Raw genomic sequence first — 22,759 nt, 5'->3', positions numbered from 1 at the left:
TCCTTATTACAGTAATATGCAGGGCGTTCACCTAACGTTATTTTTTAACAAGCTTATTCATTACTTCATACAGCTTATTCGCTGCATCTGGAATACCTAGTTGTTTAGCAGCTAGCTTCATATTTTGTAATGTTTGTGCATCTAATAAAATCTCATCAATATCACGAATAAGCGTTTCAGCTGTTAAATCTTTTTCAAGCAACATTTTTGCCGCTCCTTTATCAACAACTGAACGTGCATTCTTTTCCTGATGGTTATTTGTTACGTACGGACTTGGGATTAACACACTTGGCTTACCTAACGCCGTTAATTCTGCAAGTGTTGTTGCCCCCGCTCTTGAAACAACAAGGTCTACGCCAGTTAGTACCTCTGGCATATTATGAATAAATGGCTTAATAATAACATTATTCGGATTCCCTTTTTGCTTCACAGCTTCCATCACTTTGTCATAATGTACTTCACCTGTTACATACAATATTTCATAGCTTTTGTTCCCAAACTGTTCAATCGCTTCTACGAAAGCGTCGTTTATCGGTCTAGCTCCACGGCTCCCACCAAAAATAAGTACGGACTTTTTAGGAAGAGATAGCCCAACTGAGCGTTTCCCTTTCATTCCATTTTGATCCATTACCTCTGATGCTCGTGGATTACCTGTCATTACCACTTTTGACTGCGGAAAATGTTCTGTAGCTGCTTCAAAACAAACAGCAACTTTATCAACGTAACGACTTAAAAATTTATTCGTTACACCTGGTACACTATTTTGTTCATGTACAATAGTTGGAATACCTAATTTTGCTGCGGCATATACAACCGGTCCACATACATATCCACCTGTACCAATCACAATATCCGGATTAAAACGACGAATATATCGTTTACTATCTTGTACACCCTTTAGAAAACGCATCACCGTTTTCACATTGTCTAAAGATATTTTACGTTTAAATCCACTTATTACAATAGATTGAAACGGTATACCTGCTTTTGGAACGATTGTACTCTCTAATCCATTTTCCGTACCAATATATAAAAATCTTGCCTCTGGATTTAATTTTTTTATTTCTCTAATTAAAGCAAGAGCCGGATAAATATGCCCTCCAGTGCCCCCACCACTTACTAATACACGCACTACTAACTCCTCCGCTTCTCTTTTTTTATTTCAATTGTATTTATTTCTATATACATATTGTATTTTCACACACACATACGAAAAACCCTGTCTTATAAACAGGGTTTAGTAGCGAGAATGGCGACTTATATTTAATAATACACCTACTGCCATTAACATTAATGTCAAACTTGATCCACCATAACTTAAAAACGGCAAAGTAATCCCCGTAACAGGCATGAGTCCTGTTACAACACCAACATTAATCATTACTTGAATCGCAATCATCGCCACAATACCTACTGCTAAAAACGTACCATATAAATCTGGCGCTCCTAATGCGATACGAATCCCGCGCCATAATAATAGACTAAATAATAATAACACAAATGAACCACCAATAAAACCTAATTCCTCGGATAAGATTGCAAATATAAAGTCTGTTTGTGGTTCAGGTAAATAAAGAAATTTTTGTCTACTTTGTCCAAGTCCAAGCCCGAATAACCCACCAGGTCCAATTGCGAGTAGCGATTGAATAATTTGAAATCCACTTCCAAGCGGATCTGACCACGGATCTAAATATGATGTTATGCGTTTCATTCGATACGGTGCTGATGCAATTAACCCTACAAATCCTGCTACACCAAGCAAACCAAACATTGCAAAGTGAAAAACCCTTGCTCCCGAGATAAATATCATAATGATACATGTCCCAACCATTACCGTTCCTGTACCAAGATCCGGCTGTAACATAATCATCACAAAAGCAAGAAACACAAAACTAAGAGCTGGTAGTAAACCACGTTTAAAAGATGTAATTAATTTTTGTCGTTCCGCTAAAAATTTTGCTAAGAAAATAATCATCGCAAACTTCATAAATTCTGACGGTTGAATAGAAAATGCTCCAATTCCAATCCAACTTCGCGCCCCACCACGAACAAGACCTACCCCTGGGATAAGAACGAGAATAAGAAGAATGAAGCAAATTAGCAAGATTACTTTTGAATATTTGCGCCACACCCAATAATCAATTTTCATGATTAAAAACATAGCCACTACACCAATACCTGCAAACAGCAATTGTCTTTTTGCAAAAAAGAATGAATCCCCCATTTTATAAGAGGCCCAAACCGCACTCGCACTATAAACCATAATCATTCCGATTGTCAACAACACAAGTGTAACGATGATGAGAATAAAATCAGGCGTTTTCTTCATTACCCATGAACACCACCTCTTTGGACAGAAACATTTGCCCTATGTAACAAAACATCAGTAGGTGTTAACCTACTGATGTTTTGTTTTACTTTATATAAGTTTATGCACAGCTTGTATAAAAATGTCTCCTCTTTCTTCAAATGTTTTAAATTGATCCCAGCTTGCACATGCTGGAGAAAGAAGAATTACATCGCCATCTGTAGAATGAGCGTAAGCTTTCACTACTGCTTCATCTAAAGTATCGACACTTTCAATTATACCTAATCCCGCTTTTTCTGCCGCTCTTACTAATTTTGGTGCCGTTTGTCCAAATGTTACAATCGCTTTTACATTTTTGAAATATGGAATTAAATCATCGAATTCATTTCCACGATCAAGTCCACCTGCTAATAACACAATCGGTTGTGTAAACGCAGATAAAGCTTTCTCAGTTGCTAACATATTCGTTGCTTTTGAGTCATTATAAAATTTACGATTGTTAATCGTTGTTACATATTCTAAACGATGTTTTACACCTGTGAAACGCTTTAATACTACCGTAATCGCTTCGTTAGAAACACCTAACAATTTCGCAATACTCATCGCCGCTAAAATATTTTCTAAATTATGCTGCCCTGGTAAAACGATATCGCTTACTTCAACAATTTTTTCACCTTTAAAATAAAGAGCATTATTTTTTATACATGCACCATCTTCAATTTCTTTCGTTGTCGAAAACAGTACTTTTTGACCTTTAGTATCCGCAGATAAAGCCATTACATCTGCATCATCTGCATTCATTACACTATAATCGTTTTCTGTTTGGTTTTTAAAAATATTTGCTTTTGCTAAACCATATTCCTTCTTCGTTCCATGGTAATCTAAGTGGGCTTCAAATAAATTTAAAAACGCAGCAATTTTAGGCTGGAACAATTCTACTCCCATCAATTGGAACGATGAAAGTTCTGTAACTACAACTTCATTTTCTTTTGCATCATGCGCTACTTCACAAGCTACAGTCCCTATGTTCCCTGCAATAACAGGATGCTTTTGTCCTTCTTTTAACATTTCAAATGTAAGCATTGTCGTCGTCGTTTTACCGTTAGACCCCGTAATTCCAACAAATGGCGCTTCTGAAATACGATATGCTAATTCGACTTCTGTAACAATTGGAATTTGCTTTTCTTTCGCAGCAACTAATATTGGATTAGAATACGGGATACCTGGATTTTTTACAACAAGAGAAATGTTTCTCTCTAACAATTCTAAAGGATGCCCACCGCATACAACGTCCATTCCTTTTGCTTGCAATTCTGCAGCGAGCACATTTCCAGCTAAAGGCTTTCCGTCATTTACAATAACATTCGCCCCTAATTTTTGTAACAAGGTAGCTGCTGCATAACCACTTTTTGCAATGCCTAATACAAGAATATTTTTATTTTGAAATTCAGTTACAGTTTTCAATTACATCCACACCCCGATATAAATTCCTAACACAGCTAATAAAAATCCTACAGACCAAAACGTTACAACCACGCGCCACTCTGACCAACCACATAATTCATAATGATGGTGTAATGGACTCATTTTAAAGACACGTTTTCCTGTTGTTTTAAACGAAATAACTTGAATAATAACAGATAAAGTTTCCGCTACGAATACGCCGCCAATAACAACAAGTAACAATTCTTGTTTTAACAAAATCGCCACAGCTGCGATGGCACCACCTAAAGCTAAAGAACCTGTATCACCCATAAATACTTTCGCTGGATTCGCATTGAATACTAAAAATCCAAGTACAGCTCCTACAACTGCCATACAGAATATCGCTACTCCAAATTGCTCTTGTGCGACTGCAATAATACTAAATGCTCCAAATGCAATAGCAGCTGTTCCTGATAATAAACCATCTAAACCATCTGTTAAGTTCACCGCATTTGATCCACCAATAAGCATAAATAATACAAGAACAAAATAAGCCCAACCTAATTCAAACTTAACATCCGTTCCTGGAATCATGATGTATGTGTGAAATGCTTGCCCTTTTCCAATTAAAAAGAAAGCAATAGCAATAATAAGCTGCCCTATTAACTTTTGTTTTGATGTTAAACCAAGATTTCTTTTCTTAACTACCTTTATGTAGTCATCTAAAAATCCAATCAATCCGTAACCAAATGTCACCAATAATAATAAAGAAACTTCTGCACCTAAATGGTTAAACTTAATCGCCATAATAAGAGTAGTCACCATCATAGATACATATATGACAATACCACCCATCGTCGGTGTCCCTGATTTTTTTTGATGTGACTTTGGTCCCTCGTCACGAATACTCTGTCCGAACTTTAATTTTCTTAAAAATGGAATAAATAATGGCGAAAGGGCAACAGAAATTAAGAATGCTACCCCAGCCGTTACTAATAAACCTTGCTCAAGCACATGTAGTCCTCCTCTCACGTTGTTACTCTTCGTTGTTTAAACGCCCTGCAATTGCTTCTTTAGCAACTTCACGATCGTCAAAATGATGCACTTCTTTACCAATAATTTGATACGTTTCATGTCCCTTACCCGCAATAATAATGATATCTTCAGCCTTCGCTTTCGCAATTGCACGGTGTATCGCTTCTTTTCTATCAGTAATTACTTCATAATTATTCCCATTTGCACCATTGACCATATCATCTAAAATAGCCGCTGGATCTTCACTTCTTGGATTATCTGATGTATAAATAGCATAAGTTGCATATTTTGTTGCAACACTTGCCATTATTGGTCTCTTCGTTCGATCTCTATCACCACCGCAACCAACAATACAATATACATCCCCTTTTGCAAACTGCTGCGCTGTTTGCAACACGTTCTCTAAGCTATCTGGTGTATGTGCATAATCAACAATAACTGTATAATTTTGTCCACTATCAACAACTTCAAAACGTCCAGGAACCCCAGCAAGATTCTTTATAACATTAATGATTGTTTCTAAACTTACGCCAGAAACAAGTCCTGCAGCTGTTGCTGCCAGTACGTTATATACATTAAATTTACCGATCAGTTTCATCGTAACATTTACACTTTCATAAGGTGTTACAAGCATAAATGTAGTCCCGCCACTCGTCATAATGATATCTTTCGCCATAATGTCACTCGTTGTATCAATACCATACGTTACAACCGTTGCCGCAGTACTTCTCATATACTCCTCGGCTACGGCATCATCATTATTCAATACAGCGTACTTTTCACGATTATGATTATACCTATTGCCAAGCTGTGCAAATAGCAGTCCCTTTGCATGTTTATATTCTTCCATCGTTTTATGATAGTCTAAATGATCTTGCGTTAAATTCGTAAACACTGCAACATCGTAGTCACATCCGTGTACACGCCCAAGATCTAAAGCATGAGACGAAACTTCCATTACTGTGCTATCCACACCTTGTTCAACCATTTTTGAAAACGTCTGTTGAAGTGTTAGTGCATCTGGCGTTGTATTTTTCACCTCAAATGTTTCATCACCGATTTTCATATTAATCGTTCCAATTAGCCCTGTTTTATGACCATGTGCGCGCATAATCTCATCCATAATATGCGATGTTGTTGTCTTTCCATTTGTACCTGTAATTCCAATTAAATGTAACTTGTGTGTTGGTTGACCATAAAAATAATCAGCTAGAACCGCTAACGAACGAAAAGTATTTTTCACAAGTACAACTGGAACGTCAACATCAATTGGTCTTTCCGCAACAATAGCAGCCGCTCCCTGTGCCGCTGCTTGCTTAGCAAAATCATGGCTATCAACCGTATATCCTTTCATACATACAAATAAGCTTCCCTCTCTCACTTTACGTGAATCAGCTTCAATAGATGTGATTTCTGGATTTTCTTTTGGAACAACTGGAAAATCATGCAAACATGATACAAGTGTATGCAACTTCATTTCACTAAACCCTCTCTACATTGTTTATTTATCTCTTTTTTAGTAAGCAACACGTTACCTCCTAGTTATTTAAAATAGGAGGTAAGTGCTACTTCGTCTAATAGATAGACCTATTTATTAATGAGACACTTATTATCTCAAATTAAGTAACTCTTCTACAAAGAACTCACTTCCACCAATTGTACCATAAAACGTACTATGTTACCTTTAATTCCCGAAGTAAATTCTAATTTTTGAGCCTTCCTTTACTTTAGCTCCAGCTTCCGGTGATTGTTTAATTACTTTCTCACCATCACCACTTATATCGAGCTTCAAATCGACAAGTTGCGTCTGTAAATCTTTCTTTTTCATACCAATTAAATTAGGGACTTCCACAGTTGGTATATCGCCCCATTTATATTCTCTCTCAACTTGTTCTTTTCTCGGCTTCACTCCCATAACAGGAAGTGCATCCCGAAGAATATTCCCAACAATCGGAGCCGCTACTACTCCACCAAATTGCGTGACTCCTTTTGGATTATCAACAGCAACATAAACAACAATTTGTGGATCGTCTACTGGAGCAAAACCGATAAAGGATACAATATAGTTATTTTCTAAATATTTCCCATCCTTTACTTTTTGAGCGGTTCCTGTTTTTCCACCTACGCGATATCCATCAATATATGCACCTTTACCAGACCCTTTCGCTACAACATTCTCTAATGCATAACGAACTTTTTCTGAAGTTTCCTTGGAAATAACTTTCCTTTTCTCAACAGGTGTCTTTTTACTTACAACTTGATTATTTTTCGGATCAATAAATTCCTTAGCGATATACGGTTGATACAACGTTCCACCATTTACAGCAGCCGCTACTGCTGCTACTTGTTGTATTGGTGTAACAGAAACACCTTGACCGAATGAAGTTGTTGCTTGCTCAACTGGACCGACTTTATCTAAATTAAATAAAATCCCGCTACCTTCACCTTGCAAGTCGATTCCAGTTTTCTGTCCAAAACCAAAATCTCGAATATACTTAAACAATCGGTCTTTGCCAAGACGATCCCCCAGTTCAATAAATCCTGGGTTACACGAGTTTTGAACTACCTCTAAAAACGTTTGGCTACCATGACCTCCTGCTTTCCAACATTTTAATCTAGCCCCACCAACTTCAGCTGCTCCATCATCATAAAATGTATCTTTCTCTAAGTCTACTAAATTTTCATTCAAAGCGGCCGCTAACGTAATGATCTTAAATGTTGAACCAGGCTCATAGGTACTCCATACAGGTAAATTTCTGTTATAAACTTCTGGAGAAACACTTTGAAAATCTGCAGGATCAAAACTCGGCCGACTCGACATTCCTAAAATTTCACCGTTTTTTGGATTCATTGCAATTGCAATCATACCATCTGGATTATACGTTGACTCCGCGATATTCATTTCTCTTTCCATAATTCTTGTAATACGCGCATCGATTGTTAATCCTAAATTCAGACCCGCTTCTGGTTTTTTGAAGTCATCACCAATATTTGGCATCCTTTGACCTTTCGCATCTGCAAAAAAACGCACATGACCTTTATCCCCATTTAACTCTTTGTCATAATATTTTTCTAGTCCCATAAGACCTTGGTTATCGCTACCCGCAAAACCTAATACGTGTGATAAAAAGTTCCCAAATGGATAGTACCGGATAGAATCCTCTGCGATATACACACCCTTCAAACTTAATCCTCGTACCTCTTTTGCTTTGTCATGTGATATTTTTCTTCCGCCCTTATCTAACCTTACAATCGACTCTTTTTTTGTAATCCTCTTGTAAATCTCGTCTTTTTCCACACCTAATACTGCAGCTAACTTCTCTGCAGTCTCTGCTGGTTTTTCAATTTGCCTCGGTACAACAAAGACAGTTGGCGCACTTTTATTCGTGGCAAGTTCCACACCATTTCGGTCTAAAATCTTCCCACGCTCTGGTTCAAAAGTAATGTTACGACTCCACGAATCCTTCGCACGATCTGTCAACATATTCCCAAGAAAAAACTGCACATATCCAAGACGAATATCGATGATAGTGAAAATAAGTATACCTGATATGAGTATAAAAATAAGTCGTTTTCTAACTGTTACATTTGATACACGCATATTGGAACAAGCCTCCTTTACGCCTAGCTTGTTCCAATATATGCTTGTACTTATTTAATTAGAACTTTTTACTTATTACCGTTACGGTTGTTCAGCTTCTTGTTGTGGTTCGAGTGGTGGTACAAGTGTTACTCCTAATTCTGTACCCGGTTGCAGTAACGTCCCTTCTGCTATACTTTGTTCGGTTACGTACCCGGTACCAGACGGTTTTAAGTTAAGCTGTAATGTTTTTGCTAAATTCATAACATCACGCAATGCCCATCCTTGTATATTTGGCATTGTAGGCTTATCTCCCACTAAGAAGACCCGATCACCTTTTAATGTCTGTTCAGTCGCTTTCGGTACTTGTTGTTGCACTTTCCCTTCACCTAATACGATTGGACGTAGTTTTGCTTTATCAATCGCTTTTCCCGCTTCAGCCATCGTTTTTCCAGTTACATCTGGGACAGCAGTTTGTTGCTCTTTCAAATGTTTTTTCGGATCTTTCACTTCAGTTGGCTTAATTTTTAAATACTCTAAACTATTTTTTGTTACATATTTAAAAATATCAGCTATAGGCTGTGCGCCGCTCTCATCATCTTTCAATTTCGGCTTTTTAACAGCTAAGTACACAACAAGTTGCGGATCGTCCATTGGTGCCATCCCTAAGAATGAGAATATATAATTCTCTCTTCCTGTCATATAGCCACCTTTCCCATCCGGAATTTGTGCTGTCCCTGTTTTACCACCAACCGAATATCCATCAACTTTATAAGCAGTTCCTGTTCCTTTCGGAGATGTAACAACACGTTCTAACAACTCTCTTACTTGCGCTGCTGTTTCTTTCGTAACAGGTTTTCCAACTTCTTCTGGCTTATGTTCTAATTGCACTTTCCCTGTTATCGGATCTACAATTTTGTCAATTGTATATGGTTTCATCATTTTCCCATCATTCGCAATGGCTGTTGCAGCTTGCACAAGCTGAATTGGCGTTACAGTAGAACCTTGACCAAAAGCTGTTGTTACTTGCTGTATTTGCTGATCAAATAAAATTGTATTCGAACCTTCACCAGGTAAATCAATATTCGTTTTTTCATCTAAACCAAAAGCATGGATATATTTACGGAACCGTTCTGGACCAAGTTTTTGATCCCCTAAAATTGCAAAAGCTACGTTTGAAGAGCGCTCTACCCCTTCATCAAATGTAATAGAACCCCATCCAGCACCGCCGTTATGATCTTTTATTTTCCGATCTCCGACTTGATATGTACCAGATTGATAATAATCTTGTCCCTTGTACACACCTTCATTAATAGCTGCCGCTAATGTGAAAATCTTCATTGTTGATCCAGGTTCAAATGCATTTGAAATCGCATCATTAAAGAAATATTTAATTTGACGATCATTAGGGTCATAACTAGGTTTAGTAGACATCGCTAATATTTTTCCAGTTTTCGGATCTGCAACAATCCCTATTAAACTTTCTGGATCATATTGCTCACTTGCCGCTTTCATCGCATCTTCTAAATAACTTTGGATACGTTGATCAATTGTTAAATACACGTTATCTCCATTTTTAGGTGCCTTTACATTTACTTTTCCACCATCAAGAGAGACGCCTTTACGATCACCTGTATAAGCTACTTCTCCGTTAGAAGCACTTAAATATTTATCCAAACTTTTTTCTAGGCCAAATTGACCTACCGAGGTTCCCTTATCATTTGGTTTCGCATGACCTATGACGTAAGATGCAAAATCACCGTTTGGATAGACTCTTGCATTTTCTGTAATAAAAGATATTCCCGGCAACTTTAACGCTTCTATTTGTTCCTTCTGTCCTTTCGTCAAATCCTTACCTATCGTTCCAAATTCGACTTGACTTCTGCCTTCCTTATTTAACGCAGCTAAAATTTCCTCTTCGCCTTTTCCGAGTACTCCCGCAATTTTCTTTGCGGTATCCTCTTTATTCTTAACGGGGTTAGCACCTTTTAATTCCGCTACAAGTTTATACGAGTTTGCGTCTTGCGCTAACACATGACCATTTTGGTCATAAATCGTTCCTCGATTCGCTTCGAGAACTCCTGTTTTACTATGTTTTTGCTTCGCAAGTTCATCTAAATCATGATTATGCACTGTTCCGGTTGCTTGTATGTAAAAAAATCGGGCTAATAATAGCAAAAAGAGCAGGAGGAAAAATATCATAAAATAACCTGCTCCCTTATTGGTATGAAATTTGGTCATATTTGTCTTCATCTTTCCTTCACACCTATTGCCTTACTTGAGGCCTTTCACATTATTCGCATTAATTTCTAGCCCGTGTTTTTTTGCAACTTCAGCGATTCGTTCATAGCGACTTAACTTCTCTACTTCAGCCTGCAATTCTTGATTTTCTTTTTGCTGCTGTACAATTTTTTCTTCGATCGTCGCTGCTTCTACATTAACTTGATAAAGGCCCGCTTTATTCCCAATAAAAGCCACACAGGCATACAATAAAAAGCCAATAAACGCTACATACATCACTTTTTCGATCCTTGTAATCTTTGCTTTAACCTTCGGCTTAACCATCTGCTGTGGGGGCGTTTGAATCTGTACCTCTTCTTGCGCTTGTTGTTTGTACTTTACAGCTAAGTTAGTCATACCTCTCTCTCCTTTTTATCGTTTTTCAGCGATTCTCAACTTCGCAGAACGCGCTCGATTATTTTCTTCTAACTCTATATCAGAAGGTAAAATCGGTTTTCTTGTAATAAGCTTTAATTTCGGCTTAAATTCATCAGGAATAATTGGTAATCCTGGCGGCAATTGTGGCGTTGTACTATTTCGCTTAAACGTTGTTTTACAAATACGGTCTTCTAAAGAATGGAATGTTATAACACTAACTCTTCCACCAGGCTTGACCATCTCGATTGCAGATTCCAACGCTTCTTCAAATACTTTCAATTCATCATTTACAGCAATACGGATTGCCTGGAACACTCGCTTCGCAGGATGTCCACCAGTTCTACGCGCAGGAGCCGGAATACCTTCTTTAATTAGTTCCACTAATTCTCCTGTCGTTTCAATAGCTTTATTCTCACGATACGCTTCAATTTTCCTTGCTATTTGCTTTGAAAATTTCTCTTCACCATACTGGAAGAAAATTCTTACGAGTTGTTCATATGACCAGCTATTTACAACATCATATGCTGTTAATGGGGCATCTTGATCCATCCGCATATCTAACGGTGCATCATGATGATAACTAAAGCCACGCTCTGGTGTATCTAATTGTGGGGATGAAACACCTAAATCGAATAAAATACCGTCTACTTCTGTTATACCTAATTCCTGTAGTTTTTCAGATAAATAACGGAAATTGCTCTTTACCGTTATAAACTGTTCACCGTATGAAGAGAACTTTTCTTTCGCGTTTTGAATCGCTATCTCATCTTGATCAAACGCTATTAATTTTCCGCCATCAGTTAATTGGGATAATAAATAAGAACTGTGTCCTCCTCCCCCCAGTGTACAATCTACATATGTACCATCTGGCTTTATATCTAAGCCGTCTACTGTTTCTTTCAAAAGCACTGTTACGTGTTTAAACATTGTTGCACCTACTCTTTTTCCAATTAATTTATGTTAAATGCATTTCTTCCTCTAAACGCATTTCTCACGATTAGAGAACGAAATACTACTAAAGAACGACTCAGTTAACTTACCAACAAAGGCAGTATACTATACAAATCGCTATTTTCTTTTATTATATACTAAATTTTATCATCTTTTGCGGGAATTTAAATAAAAAACTGTCGAAAAAGAGAATAATACGTTTACATTTTGTGCTATTTTGTCATATATTTAAGTATCCTGCATACATACAATCTCCATTGGACATAAAATGATAATTCAGAAAAATTTCACTTCACAGTAAATTCAACGGAGTAAAAATAAAATCCTGCTCCAAAGAGCAAGATTCTATAGTTTTATAACATGATGTTTTCCATCCCAAGAAAATGAATTTTCCATTACTCGATCAACAAAATCCAAACCAAACTGATTTAAATAATAACATACATTCCACACACGTTCTTGCGGCGCTCCTAACGGACGAAGTGCAAATTGTATACGGCGGAATTTATTTAACTGGACTTCATGTTTTTTCTCAACATTTCTTTTCAACATTCTTTCCAACAGTTCAATTTGTTCATTGATTTTCAACTCATTCTTCCCTGCAAACTCACTTAATCCTGGATCTATTTTCTTCACAAACTGCTGTAACGATGTATGAATAGCAACGATTTCTTGTTTCGCTTCTGTAAAACGATCATCAATCGGTTCCTCTATTTGATTAGACAACCAATTTTCACGCAGTTTATCAATATTATTTAAAAACGGCTCACTCTCTTGCAACTGTAAATCGGTTAAATCTGTCGTTATAGCTCTCTCTACATAAGTAATTGTAAGACGAGGAACGACAGGTGGCATCTGGAAGCCGACAGTATGGAATACTTGTTGCAATTCACTCCAATAGGCTAACTCTCCTGGTCCTCCAATAAATGCGAGCGTAGGAAATACATACTCTTGCATAAGAGGACGTGTTACAACATTATTACTAAAACGTTCTGGACTTTTCTCTATCTCTTCAATCAATTCTTCATATGAAAAGGAATGTGCTCCATCTTTCCCAACAAACTTCCCTTGAATGTCTTCAAGTAACACTCGCTCATTATCAATTTCCATGAATATATGCACTGCGTTAGACTTTGTTTCAATAATTGGCTTATACCCTAATTCTTTAATTACTTCCTGTTGATTATGAAGCCCTTCTTGCACTTCTTTATACTTACTTATAATTCGTTTGAAAAAGGGAACTTCTAACTTTCTTAATTCAGGATGATGCGAATCGACAAGAATTAAACCAGACTTAGCAAACATTTTCGTAATAAGGTACGCAAAGAAATCTACATACGTATTCGATTTATTCAAAGCGTCATCAACAAATCTTAATACATCCTTTGTAAAATTCGTTTCTGGGTATGTTTTAAAAATGTCTTCAATCCACTTCCTACAGTCTTCAACAGAAAGTTCAGATTCAGAAGCACTCGCCTTTTTCGGATTACGATCATGAAAAATAGTCTTTTTTATTTTTTCATTTTTCGTCACAAAAGTATGGTTAATCTCATCCATATCATGATCTTCACCAGCAATCCAAAAGACAGGAACAACTCTTACACCTAAACTTTCTTCCTTTTCCTTCGCAAGCTGTAAAATCGAAATGATTTTATGAATTGTATAAAGCGGTCCAGTTAATAACCCTGCTTGTTGTCCAGCTATAACAACATATGTATTTTCATCTCCAAGCGCTTTTACATTTCGAATTGTAGATTCTCCCGCTTGCAATTTTGTATTATATTCTAATAAATGCGCTACTAAATCTTGACGAAAAAACTCCCTTTCGCGCAAATCATGTACACGTTGTTTAAAGGCATCTTCTGTTAACATATAATCAAAACACGACTGTATCTCTTTTTTACCGTTCATATAGTCCGCTACAACACCTTGTTGCGGAACAGAGATTTCTTTTATCTCCATATAATTCTTCCTTTCGTATCCAGTTCTCTCACCAATCCACATTGTAGTCAATGTTACACGTAAAAGCAAAGAATAACACTTATACCCTTGCTTCTAATCCTTTTATTGCATCGAATAAAAATTGAAGTGTCGGAACCGGTCGTCGCTGTTTCTTAGCTTCTTCTAATACATATCCAACAATCGCATCAATTTCCGTTTGTCTAGCCGCTCTTACATCAGCCAGCATAGATGATGTATTATGAGACGTTCTTTCACATATACTTCGTACCATTTCCCATACCATTTCTTGTTCTTCTTTAACAAGAAATGCAACTTCCCTAAATACTTGCTCCATCATTTGATAAAAAAACGGATTCGTAATCAACTCACCGTTCTGAACTCGCAGTAATGCTGTCAATGGATTAATACATACATTTACTACTAATTTTTTGTACATAACGCCTTTCCAATCATCTTCTATTTGAATTGGAAAATGAGCAAAAGAAAAACAATTGAATACTTTTTTAAAATATACAGATGAACCACGCACTATCCCAAACTTTGTTACTCCTATTCCGGTATGATGGACCGTATGCCTTTCTTCTTTTTTCGCACCATGTTCTACAATACCAACAGCTATATTCTCATTCCTAATTTTTTGCATAGCATGAAGATGCGACATTCCGTTTTGCAAAAAGATTAATGATGATTCTCCCTGCACAAACGGTAATATGTCAATTATATGATATTGCTTCACTGCAATAAATGTATAATCTAACTTCTGACCTAACATACTTTCTATCGGTAAAACGGACGGAAATACCGTTTCACGTTTCCCATCTCTAATACAAGTTACACCCGTTTCATTCAATTCTTCAGCCTGCTCAGCTGTCCTTGTAAACAACGTAACATCTTGATTACTTTTTTGTAAATAAAATGTATACAATAGGCCGATAGCCCCTGATCCAACAATTCCAATTTTCATTTTCATCCAAGGAATTTATATTAAATTTCCTTGCCTTTCCTCCCTTTATCTCTTCCTAAATTACATGAACACAACCTGCGATTGCACTGTCTCCTAACAAACAAATGGAATCTCTTCTTTCACTATGTATATACTACCTATTAACATACTTTTACTCTTAGTTTAGCAAATCCCTAAAAAAATAATAAAAGAAATATACTATCTTCTTCATAAAAATAAAAAAATGAGTTATAATATTATTATAAATATTTTTACTTTTCTGGATTCAACAAGATAAGAAAAGGATGTGATGTAATGGGATTCCCAAAAGTTGAGCGCTTGCTCATCAATTATAAAACATTAGATGAATTCAAAAAATTTAAAGGTTGCGGAGCTCTAGAACTTTCTATGTTGGAAGAGTTACAAGCAAACATTATTGAAAATGATAGTGAATCTCCATTTTATGGTATTTATTATGGTGGATCGCTAATCGCACGTATGAGTCTATATATGAAAAGGAATGGTGGAGAACCATTTGAAATTACTGGTCCTTACCTAGAACTTTATAAACTTGAAGTGTTACCGACTTTTCAAAAACAAGGATTCGGACAAATGCTTGTGGATTATGCAAAACAACTACAATTCCCAGTTAAGACGATAGCACGTATCCATTCGGCTGGTTTTTGGGATAAATTAAATTTCCAACCCGTATCAGTACCTGATGGTGATTTTTATATTTGGCATCCAGAAACAAATTTGAATGCGGTTACAAACGAAGAGTCTGCATAAGAAAATAAAAAAAACAGCTGCGTAACAGCTGTTTTTTTATTTCTTTAACTTCTCTAACTTTCCATTCGAACGAGCACTATTTCTTTCCGCTACCATTACACTTCTTTTTTGATCAATATAATCAAGCAACGTTCGATACTCTTCCTCATATACTGATAATCGCTCCAGAAGTCGTTCTCTCTCTGTTTGTAATGATTCAACTTGTTGTTGCAACACCATTAAAGAGTTTTCATCTTTATAATTTTGCAAGAAATCAATAACATCATTCAGCGTAATTGACATAGGCTCTAATACCTTTGTCTCTTTCACTTCATAATTCTCTACTTTACGAAGTTGTTTTGCTTCTTCAATGCGTTCTTTATATTGCTTTCTCACGTAAGAATTCCATCTAAATCCGCATGCTGCTGGTGTACGAGACAAATGTCTGCCCACCTCTTTAAAGGCAGAAAGTTGCGTTCCACCCTCTTGAATATGCCGGAGTACTACTTCTGCCAGAAGCAAATCTTCATCATCAGTCCAAGCATCTTGTCTTGTTGTCGCCATCTCTCTAGTCCTCCCTATGCATTTTTTATTAAGCATATGCAGTTACTAGAAAAGATAGAATATAACAACTAAAGAATAAGACAAAAAAAATAAACGTAGAAGATATCTTCTACGTTTATTTCCCCGCAATTACTTGCTGATTACTTCTTTACCTTTGTAAGTACCGCATGCTTTACATACACGGTGAGCTAATTTCGCTTCACCACAGCTTGGGCACTCTACCATACCAGGTACTGATAATTTGAAATGCGTACGACGCTTTCTTTTTACTGTTTTAGAAGTTCTTCTAAAAGGTACAGCCATTCTTCCCACCTCCTTAAAAGAAATAGTTATTTTCATATGAAGGCCTAAACCAGTCTTCCGATTATTTGTCAAAAAACTTTGCAAGTCCCGCCAATCTTGGATCAACAGGCTTTTCTTTGTTTTCTTCCGAAATCACTTGCCAGTCTTGACCTTGCATCGGTGCTCCACCAGAAACATCATCACTGAAAATTTGCATTGGAATCTCCAAAAGTATATTTTCCTTGATTACGGGCAGTAAGTCAAGTACTTCTCCTTCTAAACAATGAATTTCAGCATCTGTTTCAAACTCTTCTTCTGAAGTTTGGAACACCTCAGTTGTTTTAATGTCAAATGGTAATGTCACATCTACTAAAGAGCGAGAACATGGTAAAACCATGCTTCCAGTTATATGTAGATGGAACGTAAACTTCCCGGAGCCAAAATCAACTCTTCCTGTTACATGAACAGGATTAATTTCACGAATATCTTTCTCGACCTCTTTTAGCTCACTTACATCTACCATCTCATCCAATGTCAATCCTTTATTTCTCAATTTATTCAATTGATGGATGGACCATTTCATATCATATCACCTCAAGGCAACAAACAAAATTATAGCTAGCCATTTTATATTTGTCAATGTTTTTTCTTTACACTATAATGAAGTCATCATAGTAAATAATATATAGAGTATCACGTTTTTCAAAAAGATGCTACATCGAAAGGAGAGATTACCATAAAAGCTAGTGGTATTGTTGTTGAATATAACCCTTTTCATAACGGTCATGATTATCATGTGCAACAAACAAAAAAGTTAACACACTCTGACATATTAATTGCCGTTATGAGTGGCCCTTTTTTACAGCGTGGTGAGCCCGCACTCATTTCCAAATGGTATCGTACTAAGATGGCCTTAGCAAGCGGTGTAGACCTTGTTGTAGAGCTTCCATACGCATTTGCAACACAAAAAGCTGAAACCTTTGCAAATGGTGCTATTTCCATTTTAAACGCCTTACACGTTTCTGAAATTTGTTTCGGTAGTGAAGATGGCCAAATCGAAAATTTTTATAATACCATCTCTGTACAAAAAAACGAAGAAGAAAATTTCAATCGTCTTGTCAAGCAATTTATGGACGCAGGAAATAGCTATGCAAAAGCTACATCTGAAGCCTTTCTACACATTTTACCATCCGAAAAAAACATCGATATGTCACAACCGAATAACATTTTAGGCTTTCAATACATAAAAGCGATTCTGACGCAAAATAGTTCTATGCAATCGCAAACTATAAAAAGATTCGCCTCTCATTATCATGATGAAACGTTTAATGACCAACATATCGCAAGCGCAACGAGTATTCGCAAACAACTTTTTAGCGAGAATGGTTCATTTACAGAAATTGCTCCTTTTATCCCAAAAGCAACTGCTTCTCTTTTAGCAAACTATAAACAGAACTACGGGATATTACATAATTGGGAACAATACTTTTCATTTTTCAAATACAAACTCATGACGATGTCTCCTAGGGACTTACGACATATATATGAAATAGAAGAAGGTTTAGAGCATCGTATTTTATCAAAAATACAAAACAGTTCCTCCTTCCACTCATTCATGGAAGCCTTAAAAACAAAACGTTATACGTGGACTAGATTACAAAGAGCTTGTACACACATTTTAACAAACACAACAAAAGAAGAAATACATAGCGCAAATATAGATCAACATGCACCGTATATTCGTCTACTTGGTATGTCACAAAAAGGACAAACTTACCTTTCAAAAAACAAGAAAAAAATCGAGCTCCCAATCCTTACCCATACAAAAACATTTGACCATCCTACTTTAGATATAGAGCGAAAAGCAAATGCTATATATTTCTCCATAATGCACGAACCATTACGCACACAATTATTAAAACAAGACGTAACACACCATCCAATTCGTTACGATGAAACAACTACAACATTTCTATAAGAAAAACCTCTCTATTTCAGAGAGGTTTATTTTTTCGCATCCATTTTTTCCAAATACTTCAACGCATCATCCAGTGTATCCACTGGTACAATTTTCATTTTTGTTTTAATGTCTTTCGCGGCCTCAAGGGCATCTTTATAATTCGATTTCTCCGCACCTTTTTCATTTGGTGCAAAGAACACTTCAGCCCCAGCATCGCTAGCAGCTACCACTTTTTGCTGAATACCACCAATTGGACCAATTTCCCCTTGTTCATTGATTGTACCCGTTCCAGCTATTTCATGTCCTTTCGTTAAATCTTCTTCCACAAGTTGATTATATATTTCTAATGTAAACATTAAACCTGCTGATGGGCCTCCTATTTCATGAGAGTCGATTTTCACTTTCGGATCTACTACTAATTCCCTTTCCGTAACGATGGCGACACCTATACCAACACGCCCATTTCCATTCGGGATTGTCTTAACATTTAAATTTTCTTTAAGTTGTTTTTCGCCTCTTTTGTACTCAATACTTACTGTATCGCCTTCTTTTTTCCCTGTCATATATTCAATAAATTGCTCCGCCTTTTCGAATGTTTTTCCATCTACAGCTACGATGACATCTCCAAGTTTAAGCTTTCCTTCTGACGGCATCCCCTTCGAGACTCCGGCTACTAATACACCTTTATTTTCAAAAGAAACCGAACGATTCGCACGTTTATAAGCATTGTAAATCGCTGCATTTTGCGAATCTTTCATTGCATAATTTTGGCGAAATTGATATTCTTCATCACTCTCGCCTCTTTGTAGTATTTCTTCCGCTTTCGATACATGTGTATATTTGTTAAACTGCGCTGCTATTAAATTCACCACATTTGCCGGTCCCATCGAAACCGTAACAAGCATAAAATCACCGGATTCTTTTGTGCCACCCTCAACTTGAACGTATGGCTCTAATTTCGCTGCCATCCCTGGTTTTGTTACATAATATGGCAAACGCACATAAACAAGTAACATCGCCAATATAACACCTATTAAAATTGCATATATAAACCGAAAACGCTTAAACATTATGTTTCTCCTTCCACTGCTCGATTAATAAATTAATATTTGCAACATGTTTTTCCGCTTCTACTTCTCCGACTCGAATAATGTCTTCAATGTTTGTAAAAGCACGTGAACTAAATTGTTCTACAGCTGGTCGCATCATTAAATCCGATGCAATTTCCCGATTCATTACAAGCTCATGTTGCATAATTTCAATACTCTGCATAATTACATCATAAATAGACGTAACCTCACCATTGACCTTAATTGGAGATACATCAACAGCAATAACAATATCAGCACCTAACTCTTTCACAACCGAAACAGGAATGCGATCAATAACTCCGCCATCCACTAATAATCGCCCATCTATTTTCTCTGGTACGAACACTCCAGGTACAGATATACTAGCCCTCACTGCCTCTGCAACCGGACCACTTGTAAAAACCACTTTTTCCCCCTTCAAGATGTCAGTAGCCACAACAGCCGTCGGGATATCTAACTCTTCTAATTTTTTATTATATGTAAACATTTTAATCATATCTTTGACACGTTTTCCAGCAATAAATCCCATTTTGGGGACTGTGAAATCTAAATAATATTTCCTTTTAAAAACAGTCGCTAGTTTATACAATCTTTCGACGTTACAGCCAGCTGCGTAAAAGGTCCCTATTAAAGCCCCCATACTACTCCCTGCAATCATATGAATCGGTATACCATTTTCCCTTAAAACTTTTATAACGCCAATATGAGCAAATCCTTTTGCTCCCCCAGATCCAAGCGCTAAGCCAATCTTCGGTTCTTTCATTTTTCTCACCCTTTAATTTTTTTCATCCCTTTTTCATACTTATGGTCTAAATTCACCACGTATCCACGTATACTGAAATGAACGTTTTTGGGACAAAGGGGGATTTACTTACATGTATGAAAAATGGAAAACCGCTTTCCTTACCATATCAACATTATTTTTGACCTTTTCTCTTGTACTCCACCCCCAAGCTGCTTTGCAAGCTTCCATTCGAGGGTTAAATATATGGTGGGAAGTTGTATTCCCTTCACTATTACCGTTTTTCATTATTGCGGAACTTCTAATTAGTATTGGTGTTGTGAAATTTATCGGCGTTATATTAGAACCATTAATGCGGCCACTGTTCCGTGTTCCAGGGATAGGCGGATTTGTTTGGGCAATGGGAATGGCTTCAGGATTCCCTGCTGGCGCAAAATTAAGCGCTAGACTACGTAAAAGTAATCAACTAACACAAATTGAAGCAGAGCGCCTTGTATCTTTTACTAACTCTTCGAACCCACTTTTTATTTTCGGAGCTGTTTCTATCGGTTTTTTCAATAATCCGAAATTAGGAATCGTATTAGCTGCTGCACATTATTTAAGTAATTTTGCCGTCGGACTACTTATGCGTTTTTATGGTCATAACACTACTCACACAAACGACAAACACACTACTAAAAAACGTCCCTTTCAAAACCCTTTTTCAGTCCTCCACCAAACACGTATGCAAGAAAAAAGGCCAATAGGAAAATTACTCGGGGATGCTATCGTTTCTTCTGTTCAAACCTTGCTTATGATTGGCGGGTTTATTATTTTATTCTCTGTTTTAAATAAAATGATTACTGTTTTTCATATCACAGCAGCATTTTCTTTTATTATGCAACATATTTTATTATTCTTCCAACTATCAACTGAATTTAGTATTCCGATATTATCTGGCATTTTTGAAATGACACTTGGAAGCCAAATGATTAGTCAAATAAATGAAACGCAACTTCTTCAACAAGCCATGGTAACAAGCTTCATTTTAGCATTCAGCGGTCTTTCTATTCAGGCCCAAGTTGCCAGCATTTTAGCCGAAACAGACATCCGATTTAAACCATATTTTTTCGCACGAATTATCCAAAGTATTCTTGCCCCTATTTTTACCGTTATATTTTGGGGACCCTTTTATGAAAAAGTGAGTTCTTTTTCGCCTATGCAAAAAGATATTCCCGTTTTTTTATCAAATCATTCTTTTGTACTAAATAAGGTTTGGTCATCTTTTGTACACTACGGACCGATATTCACATTATTTTGTTTATATTTATATGTTATCTTATTATTTTTACGCAGTAATAAAGAAAAACCCCGTTCACTTTAACGGGGTTTGAAACTTTTCTTTTAACGCACGCTCAACAATAGGGGGAACAAGATCTACTACACTTCCTCCATATCTCGCAACTTCTTTCACAATACTCGAGCTTAAAAATGAGTATTGGTTGTTTGTCATAATAAAGAAGGTTTCAATATTTTCATCTAATTTTCTGTTCATAGAAGTAATTTGCATCTCATATTCAAAATCAGAGACCGCTCGTAAACCACGTAAAATTGCATTTGCATTACGCATTTTTGCATATTCCACTAATAAACCACTATGCGAATCCACTTTTACATTTGGGATTTCCTTTGTTGCTTCTCGAATTAACTCTAAACGCTCTTCAACTGAAAAGAACGGTTTTTTTGATGAATTGTTCAAAACAACTACATACACCTCATCAAATACTTTCGCTCCCCTTTTAATAATATCTAAATGTCCAAGGGTAATTGGATCAAAACTTCCGGAAGAAATAGCTATACTTGTCATTCTGTCCCCTCACCTTCATACTTATAAATCGATATTGCTGTAATCCCATAATTTTCAGCTCGTACTTTTACAAGGTCTCCTATAGAATCAGGTAAAACCACATCATTTCCATGCTCTGACATAATTAAACCATCTCTGTGTAGCAATCCATGTTGATCCATCACACTTATTAAAGATACAATTTTTTGATCTTTATATGGAGGATCGATTAGTATAAGATCGAATGATATTTCACGCTTTATTAGTGCCTTCACCGCACGCTCTGCATCATTTCGATACACTTCAGCTTGTTCTTGTATCCTACAACTTTCTAAATTTTGATGAATTACTTTTATCGCTTTACTATCTCGATCAACAAAAATCGCTTTATCAATCCCTCTACTTATAGCCTCAATCCCAAGGCCACCACTACCGCCAAATAAATCAAGAGCGGTACCACCATCAAAATAAGGGCCTATCATATTAAAAATAGATTCTTTTACTTTATCTGTCGTTGGACGTGTTGTATTACCAGGAACCGCTTTAAGTGGATGTCCTTTACATTTTCCTGAAACTACTCTCATCTGTTGTCACTACCTTTATTTCAATCTATCGTGCGATTACAGAAAGCCCTTCACAATTCGGTAATCGCTACCAAACCGTAC

General features: G+C 36.6%; 21 protein-coding genes. 3 read left to right on the top strand and 18 right to left on the bottom strand.

Translation table 11 applies throughout. The annotated features are described in order from the left end of the window. Window positions 1–37 precede the first annotated feature (37 nt). From murG to panE, 11 genes are all read right to left on the bottom strand, one after another. Window positions 38–1,132: an undecaprenyldiphospho-muramoylpentapeptide beta-N-acetylglucosaminyltransferase gene (gene murG, locus COI75_RS12950; RefSeq protein ID WP_001265418.1), complete on the bottom strand. Its 1,095-nt coding sequence runs from the start codon at window positions 1,130–1,132 to the stop codon at window positions 38–40. Between the two features lie 105 nt (window positions 1,133–1,237). After that, window positions 1,238–2,329, bottom strand: coding sequence for a stage V sporulation protein E (gene spoVE / locus COI75_RS12945; protein WP_000753523.1), 1,092 nt, complete (start codon window positions 2,327–2,329; stop codon window positions 1,238–1,240). Between the two features lie 90 nt (window positions 2,330–2,419). Next, a complete protein-coding gene (gene murD, locus COI75_RS12940) occupies window positions 2,420–3,772 on the bottom strand; it encodes a UDP-N-acetylmuramoyl-L-alanine--D-glutamate ligase (protein ID WP_000860134.1) in 1,353 nt (450 codons plus the stop codon). After that, window positions 3,773–4,747, bottom strand: coding sequence for a phospho-N-acetylmuramoyl-pentapeptide-transferase (mraY, locus tag COI75_RS12935; RefSeq protein ID WP_000893063.1), 975 nt, complete (start codon window positions 4,745–4,747; stop codon window positions 3,773–3,775). 22 nt (window positions 4,748–4,769) lie between these two features. Next, a complete protein-coding gene (gene murE / locus COI75_RS12930; protein ID WP_000766325.1) occupies window positions 4,770–6,245 on the bottom strand; it encodes a UDP-N-acetylmuramoyl-L-alanyl-D-glutamate--2,6-diaminopimelate ligase in 1,476 nt (491 codons plus the stop codon). A gap of 207 nt (window positions 6,246–6,452) precedes the next feature. After that, window positions 6,453–8,369: a stage V sporulation protein D gene (locus COI75_RS12925; protein ID WP_001266233.1), complete on the bottom strand. Its 1,917-nt coding sequence runs from the start codon at window positions 8,367–8,369 to the stop codon at window positions 6,453–6,455. 81 nt (window positions 8,370–8,450) lie between these two features. After that, the gene (locus tag COI75_RS12920; RefSeq protein WP_080020262.1) at window positions 8,451–10,601 is read right to left on the bottom strand and encodes a penicillin-binding protein; all 2,151 of its coding nucleotides are present in this window, start codon (window positions 10,599–10,601) and stop codon (window positions 8,451–8,453) included. A gap of 21 nt (window positions 10,602–10,622) precedes the next feature. Next, complete coding sequence (gene ftsL / locus COI75_RS12915) at window positions 10,623–10,985, bottom strand: cell division protein FtsL (RefSeq protein ID WP_000182808.1); 363 nt, start codon at window positions 10,983–10,985, stop codon at window positions 10,623–10,625. A gap of 15 nt (window positions 10,986–11,000) precedes the next feature. Beyond that, complete coding sequence (rsmH, locus tag COI75_RS12910; RefSeq protein ID WP_000472507.1) at window positions 11,001–11,933, bottom strand: 16S rRNA (cytosine(1402)-N(4))-methyltransferase RsmH; 933 nt, start codon at window positions 11,931–11,933, stop codon at window positions 11,001–11,003. Window positions 11,934–12,302: 369 nt separating this feature from the next. Further along, on the bottom strand, window positions 12,303–13,919 hold the full coding sequence (bshC, locus tag COI75_RS12905; protein ID WP_000403049.1) for a bacillithiol biosynthesis cysteine-adding enzyme BshC: 1,617 nt from the start codon (window positions 13,917–13,919) through the stop codon (window positions 12,303–12,305). Window positions 13,920–13,998: 79 nt separating this feature from the next. After that, window positions 13,999–14,889, bottom strand: a complete 891-nt coding sequence (gene panE / locus COI75_RS12900; RefSeq protein ID WP_000782378.1) for a 2-dehydropantoate 2-reductase — start codon at window positions 14,887–14,889, stop codon at window positions 13,999–14,001. A 288-nt stretch (window positions 14,890–15,177) separates the two neighbouring features. Between panE and COI75_RS12895 the strand changes: the two genes are divergently transcribed. After that, the gene (locus COI75_RS12895; protein ID WP_000506684.1) at window positions 15,178–15,651 is read left to right on the top strand and encodes an N-acetyltransferase; all 474 of its coding nucleotides are present in this window, start codon (window positions 15,178–15,180) and stop codon (window positions 15,649–15,651) included. Window positions 15,652–15,687: 36 nt separating this feature from the next. On the opposite strand, the gene COI75_RS12890 is transcribed toward COI75_RS12895, so the two are convergent. The 3 genes from COI75_RS12890 to COI75_RS12880 form a co-directional block, all read right to left on the bottom strand. Continuing rightward, on the bottom strand, window positions 15,688–16,194 hold the full coding sequence (locus COI75_RS12890) for an RsfA family transcriptional regulator (protein ID WP_000246461.1): 507 nt from the start codon (window positions 16,192–16,194) through the stop codon (window positions 15,688–15,690). Window positions 16,195–16,323: 129 nt separating this feature from the next. Further along, window positions 16,324–16,497 (bottom strand): 50S ribosomal protein L32, encoded by a 174-nt coding sequence (gene rpmF / locus COI75_RS12885; RefSeq protein WP_001984764.1) that lies wholly within the window; start codon window positions 16,495–16,497, stop codon window positions 16,324–16,326. A gap of 61 nt (window positions 16,498–16,558) precedes the next feature. Further along, window positions 16,559–17,059 carry a YceD family protein gene (locus tag COI75_RS12880; protein ID WP_000872141.1) on the bottom strand — a complete coding sequence of 167 codons (501 nt, stop codon included), beginning with the start codon at window positions 17,057–17,059 and terminating at the stop codon, window positions 16,559–16,561. A 153-nt stretch (window positions 17,060–17,212) separates the two neighbouring features. On the opposite strand from COI75_RS12880, the gene COI75_RS12875 reads away from it, so the two are divergent. Then, window positions 17,213–18,454: a nucleotidyltransferase gene (locus COI75_RS12875; protein WP_430794631.1), complete on the top strand. Its 1,242-nt coding sequence runs from the start codon at window positions 17,213–17,215 to the stop codon at window positions 18,452–18,454. Window positions 18,455–18,480: 26 nt separating this feature from the next. Here the strand turns inward: COI75_RS12875 and COI75_RS12870 are convergent, their stop codons facing one another. Further along, complete coding sequence (locus COI75_RS12870) at window positions 18,481–19,506, bottom strand: SepM family pheromone-processing serine protease (RefSeq protein ID WP_000476318.1); 1,026 nt, start codon at window positions 19,504–19,506, stop codon at window positions 18,481–18,483. After that, window positions 19,499–20,290: a patatin-like phospholipase family protein gene (locus COI75_RS12865; protein WP_000662599.1), complete on the bottom strand. Its 792-nt coding sequence runs from the start codon at window positions 20,288–20,290 to the stop codon at window positions 19,499–19,501. The genes COI75_RS12870 and COI75_RS12865 overlap by 8 nt, the downstream gene beginning before the upstream one ends. A gap of 112 nt (window positions 20,291–20,402) precedes the next feature. On the opposite strand from COI75_RS12865, the gene ylbJ reads away from it, so the two are divergent. Beyond that, window positions 20,403–21,632, top strand: coding sequence for a sporulation integral membrane protein YlbJ (gene ylbJ / locus COI75_RS12860; protein WP_000273090.1), 1,230 nt, complete (start codon window positions 20,403–20,405; stop codon window positions 21,630–21,632). Here ylbJ and coaD read toward each other — a convergent pair. After that, a complete protein-coding gene (gene coaD / locus COI75_RS12855) occupies window positions 21,624–22,115 on the bottom strand; it encodes a pantetheine-phosphate adenylyltransferase (protein ID WP_000200602.1) in 492 nt (163 codons plus the stop codon). The two genes, ylbJ and coaD, sit on opposite strands and share 9 nt — an antisense overlap. Then, a complete protein-coding gene (gene rsmD, locus COI75_RS12850) occupies window positions 22,112–22,678 on the bottom strand; it encodes a 16S rRNA (guanine(966)-N(2))-methyltransferase RsmD (protein WP_001266983.1) in 567 nt (188 codons plus the stop codon). Before rsmD ends, coaD begins: the two co-directional genes overlap by 4 nt. Window positions 22,679–22,759 lie beyond the last annotated feature (81 nt).

Source organism: Bacillus cereus, assembly GCF_002564555.1.
In the GTDB taxonomy this organism is placed as follows: domain Bacteria; phylum Bacillota; class Bacilli; order Bacillales; family Bacillaceae_G; genus Bacillus_A; species Bacillus_A cereus_K.
Note: the sequence above shows the minus strand (reverse complement) of the source record. Positions and strands in the feature narration are given on the sequence as shown.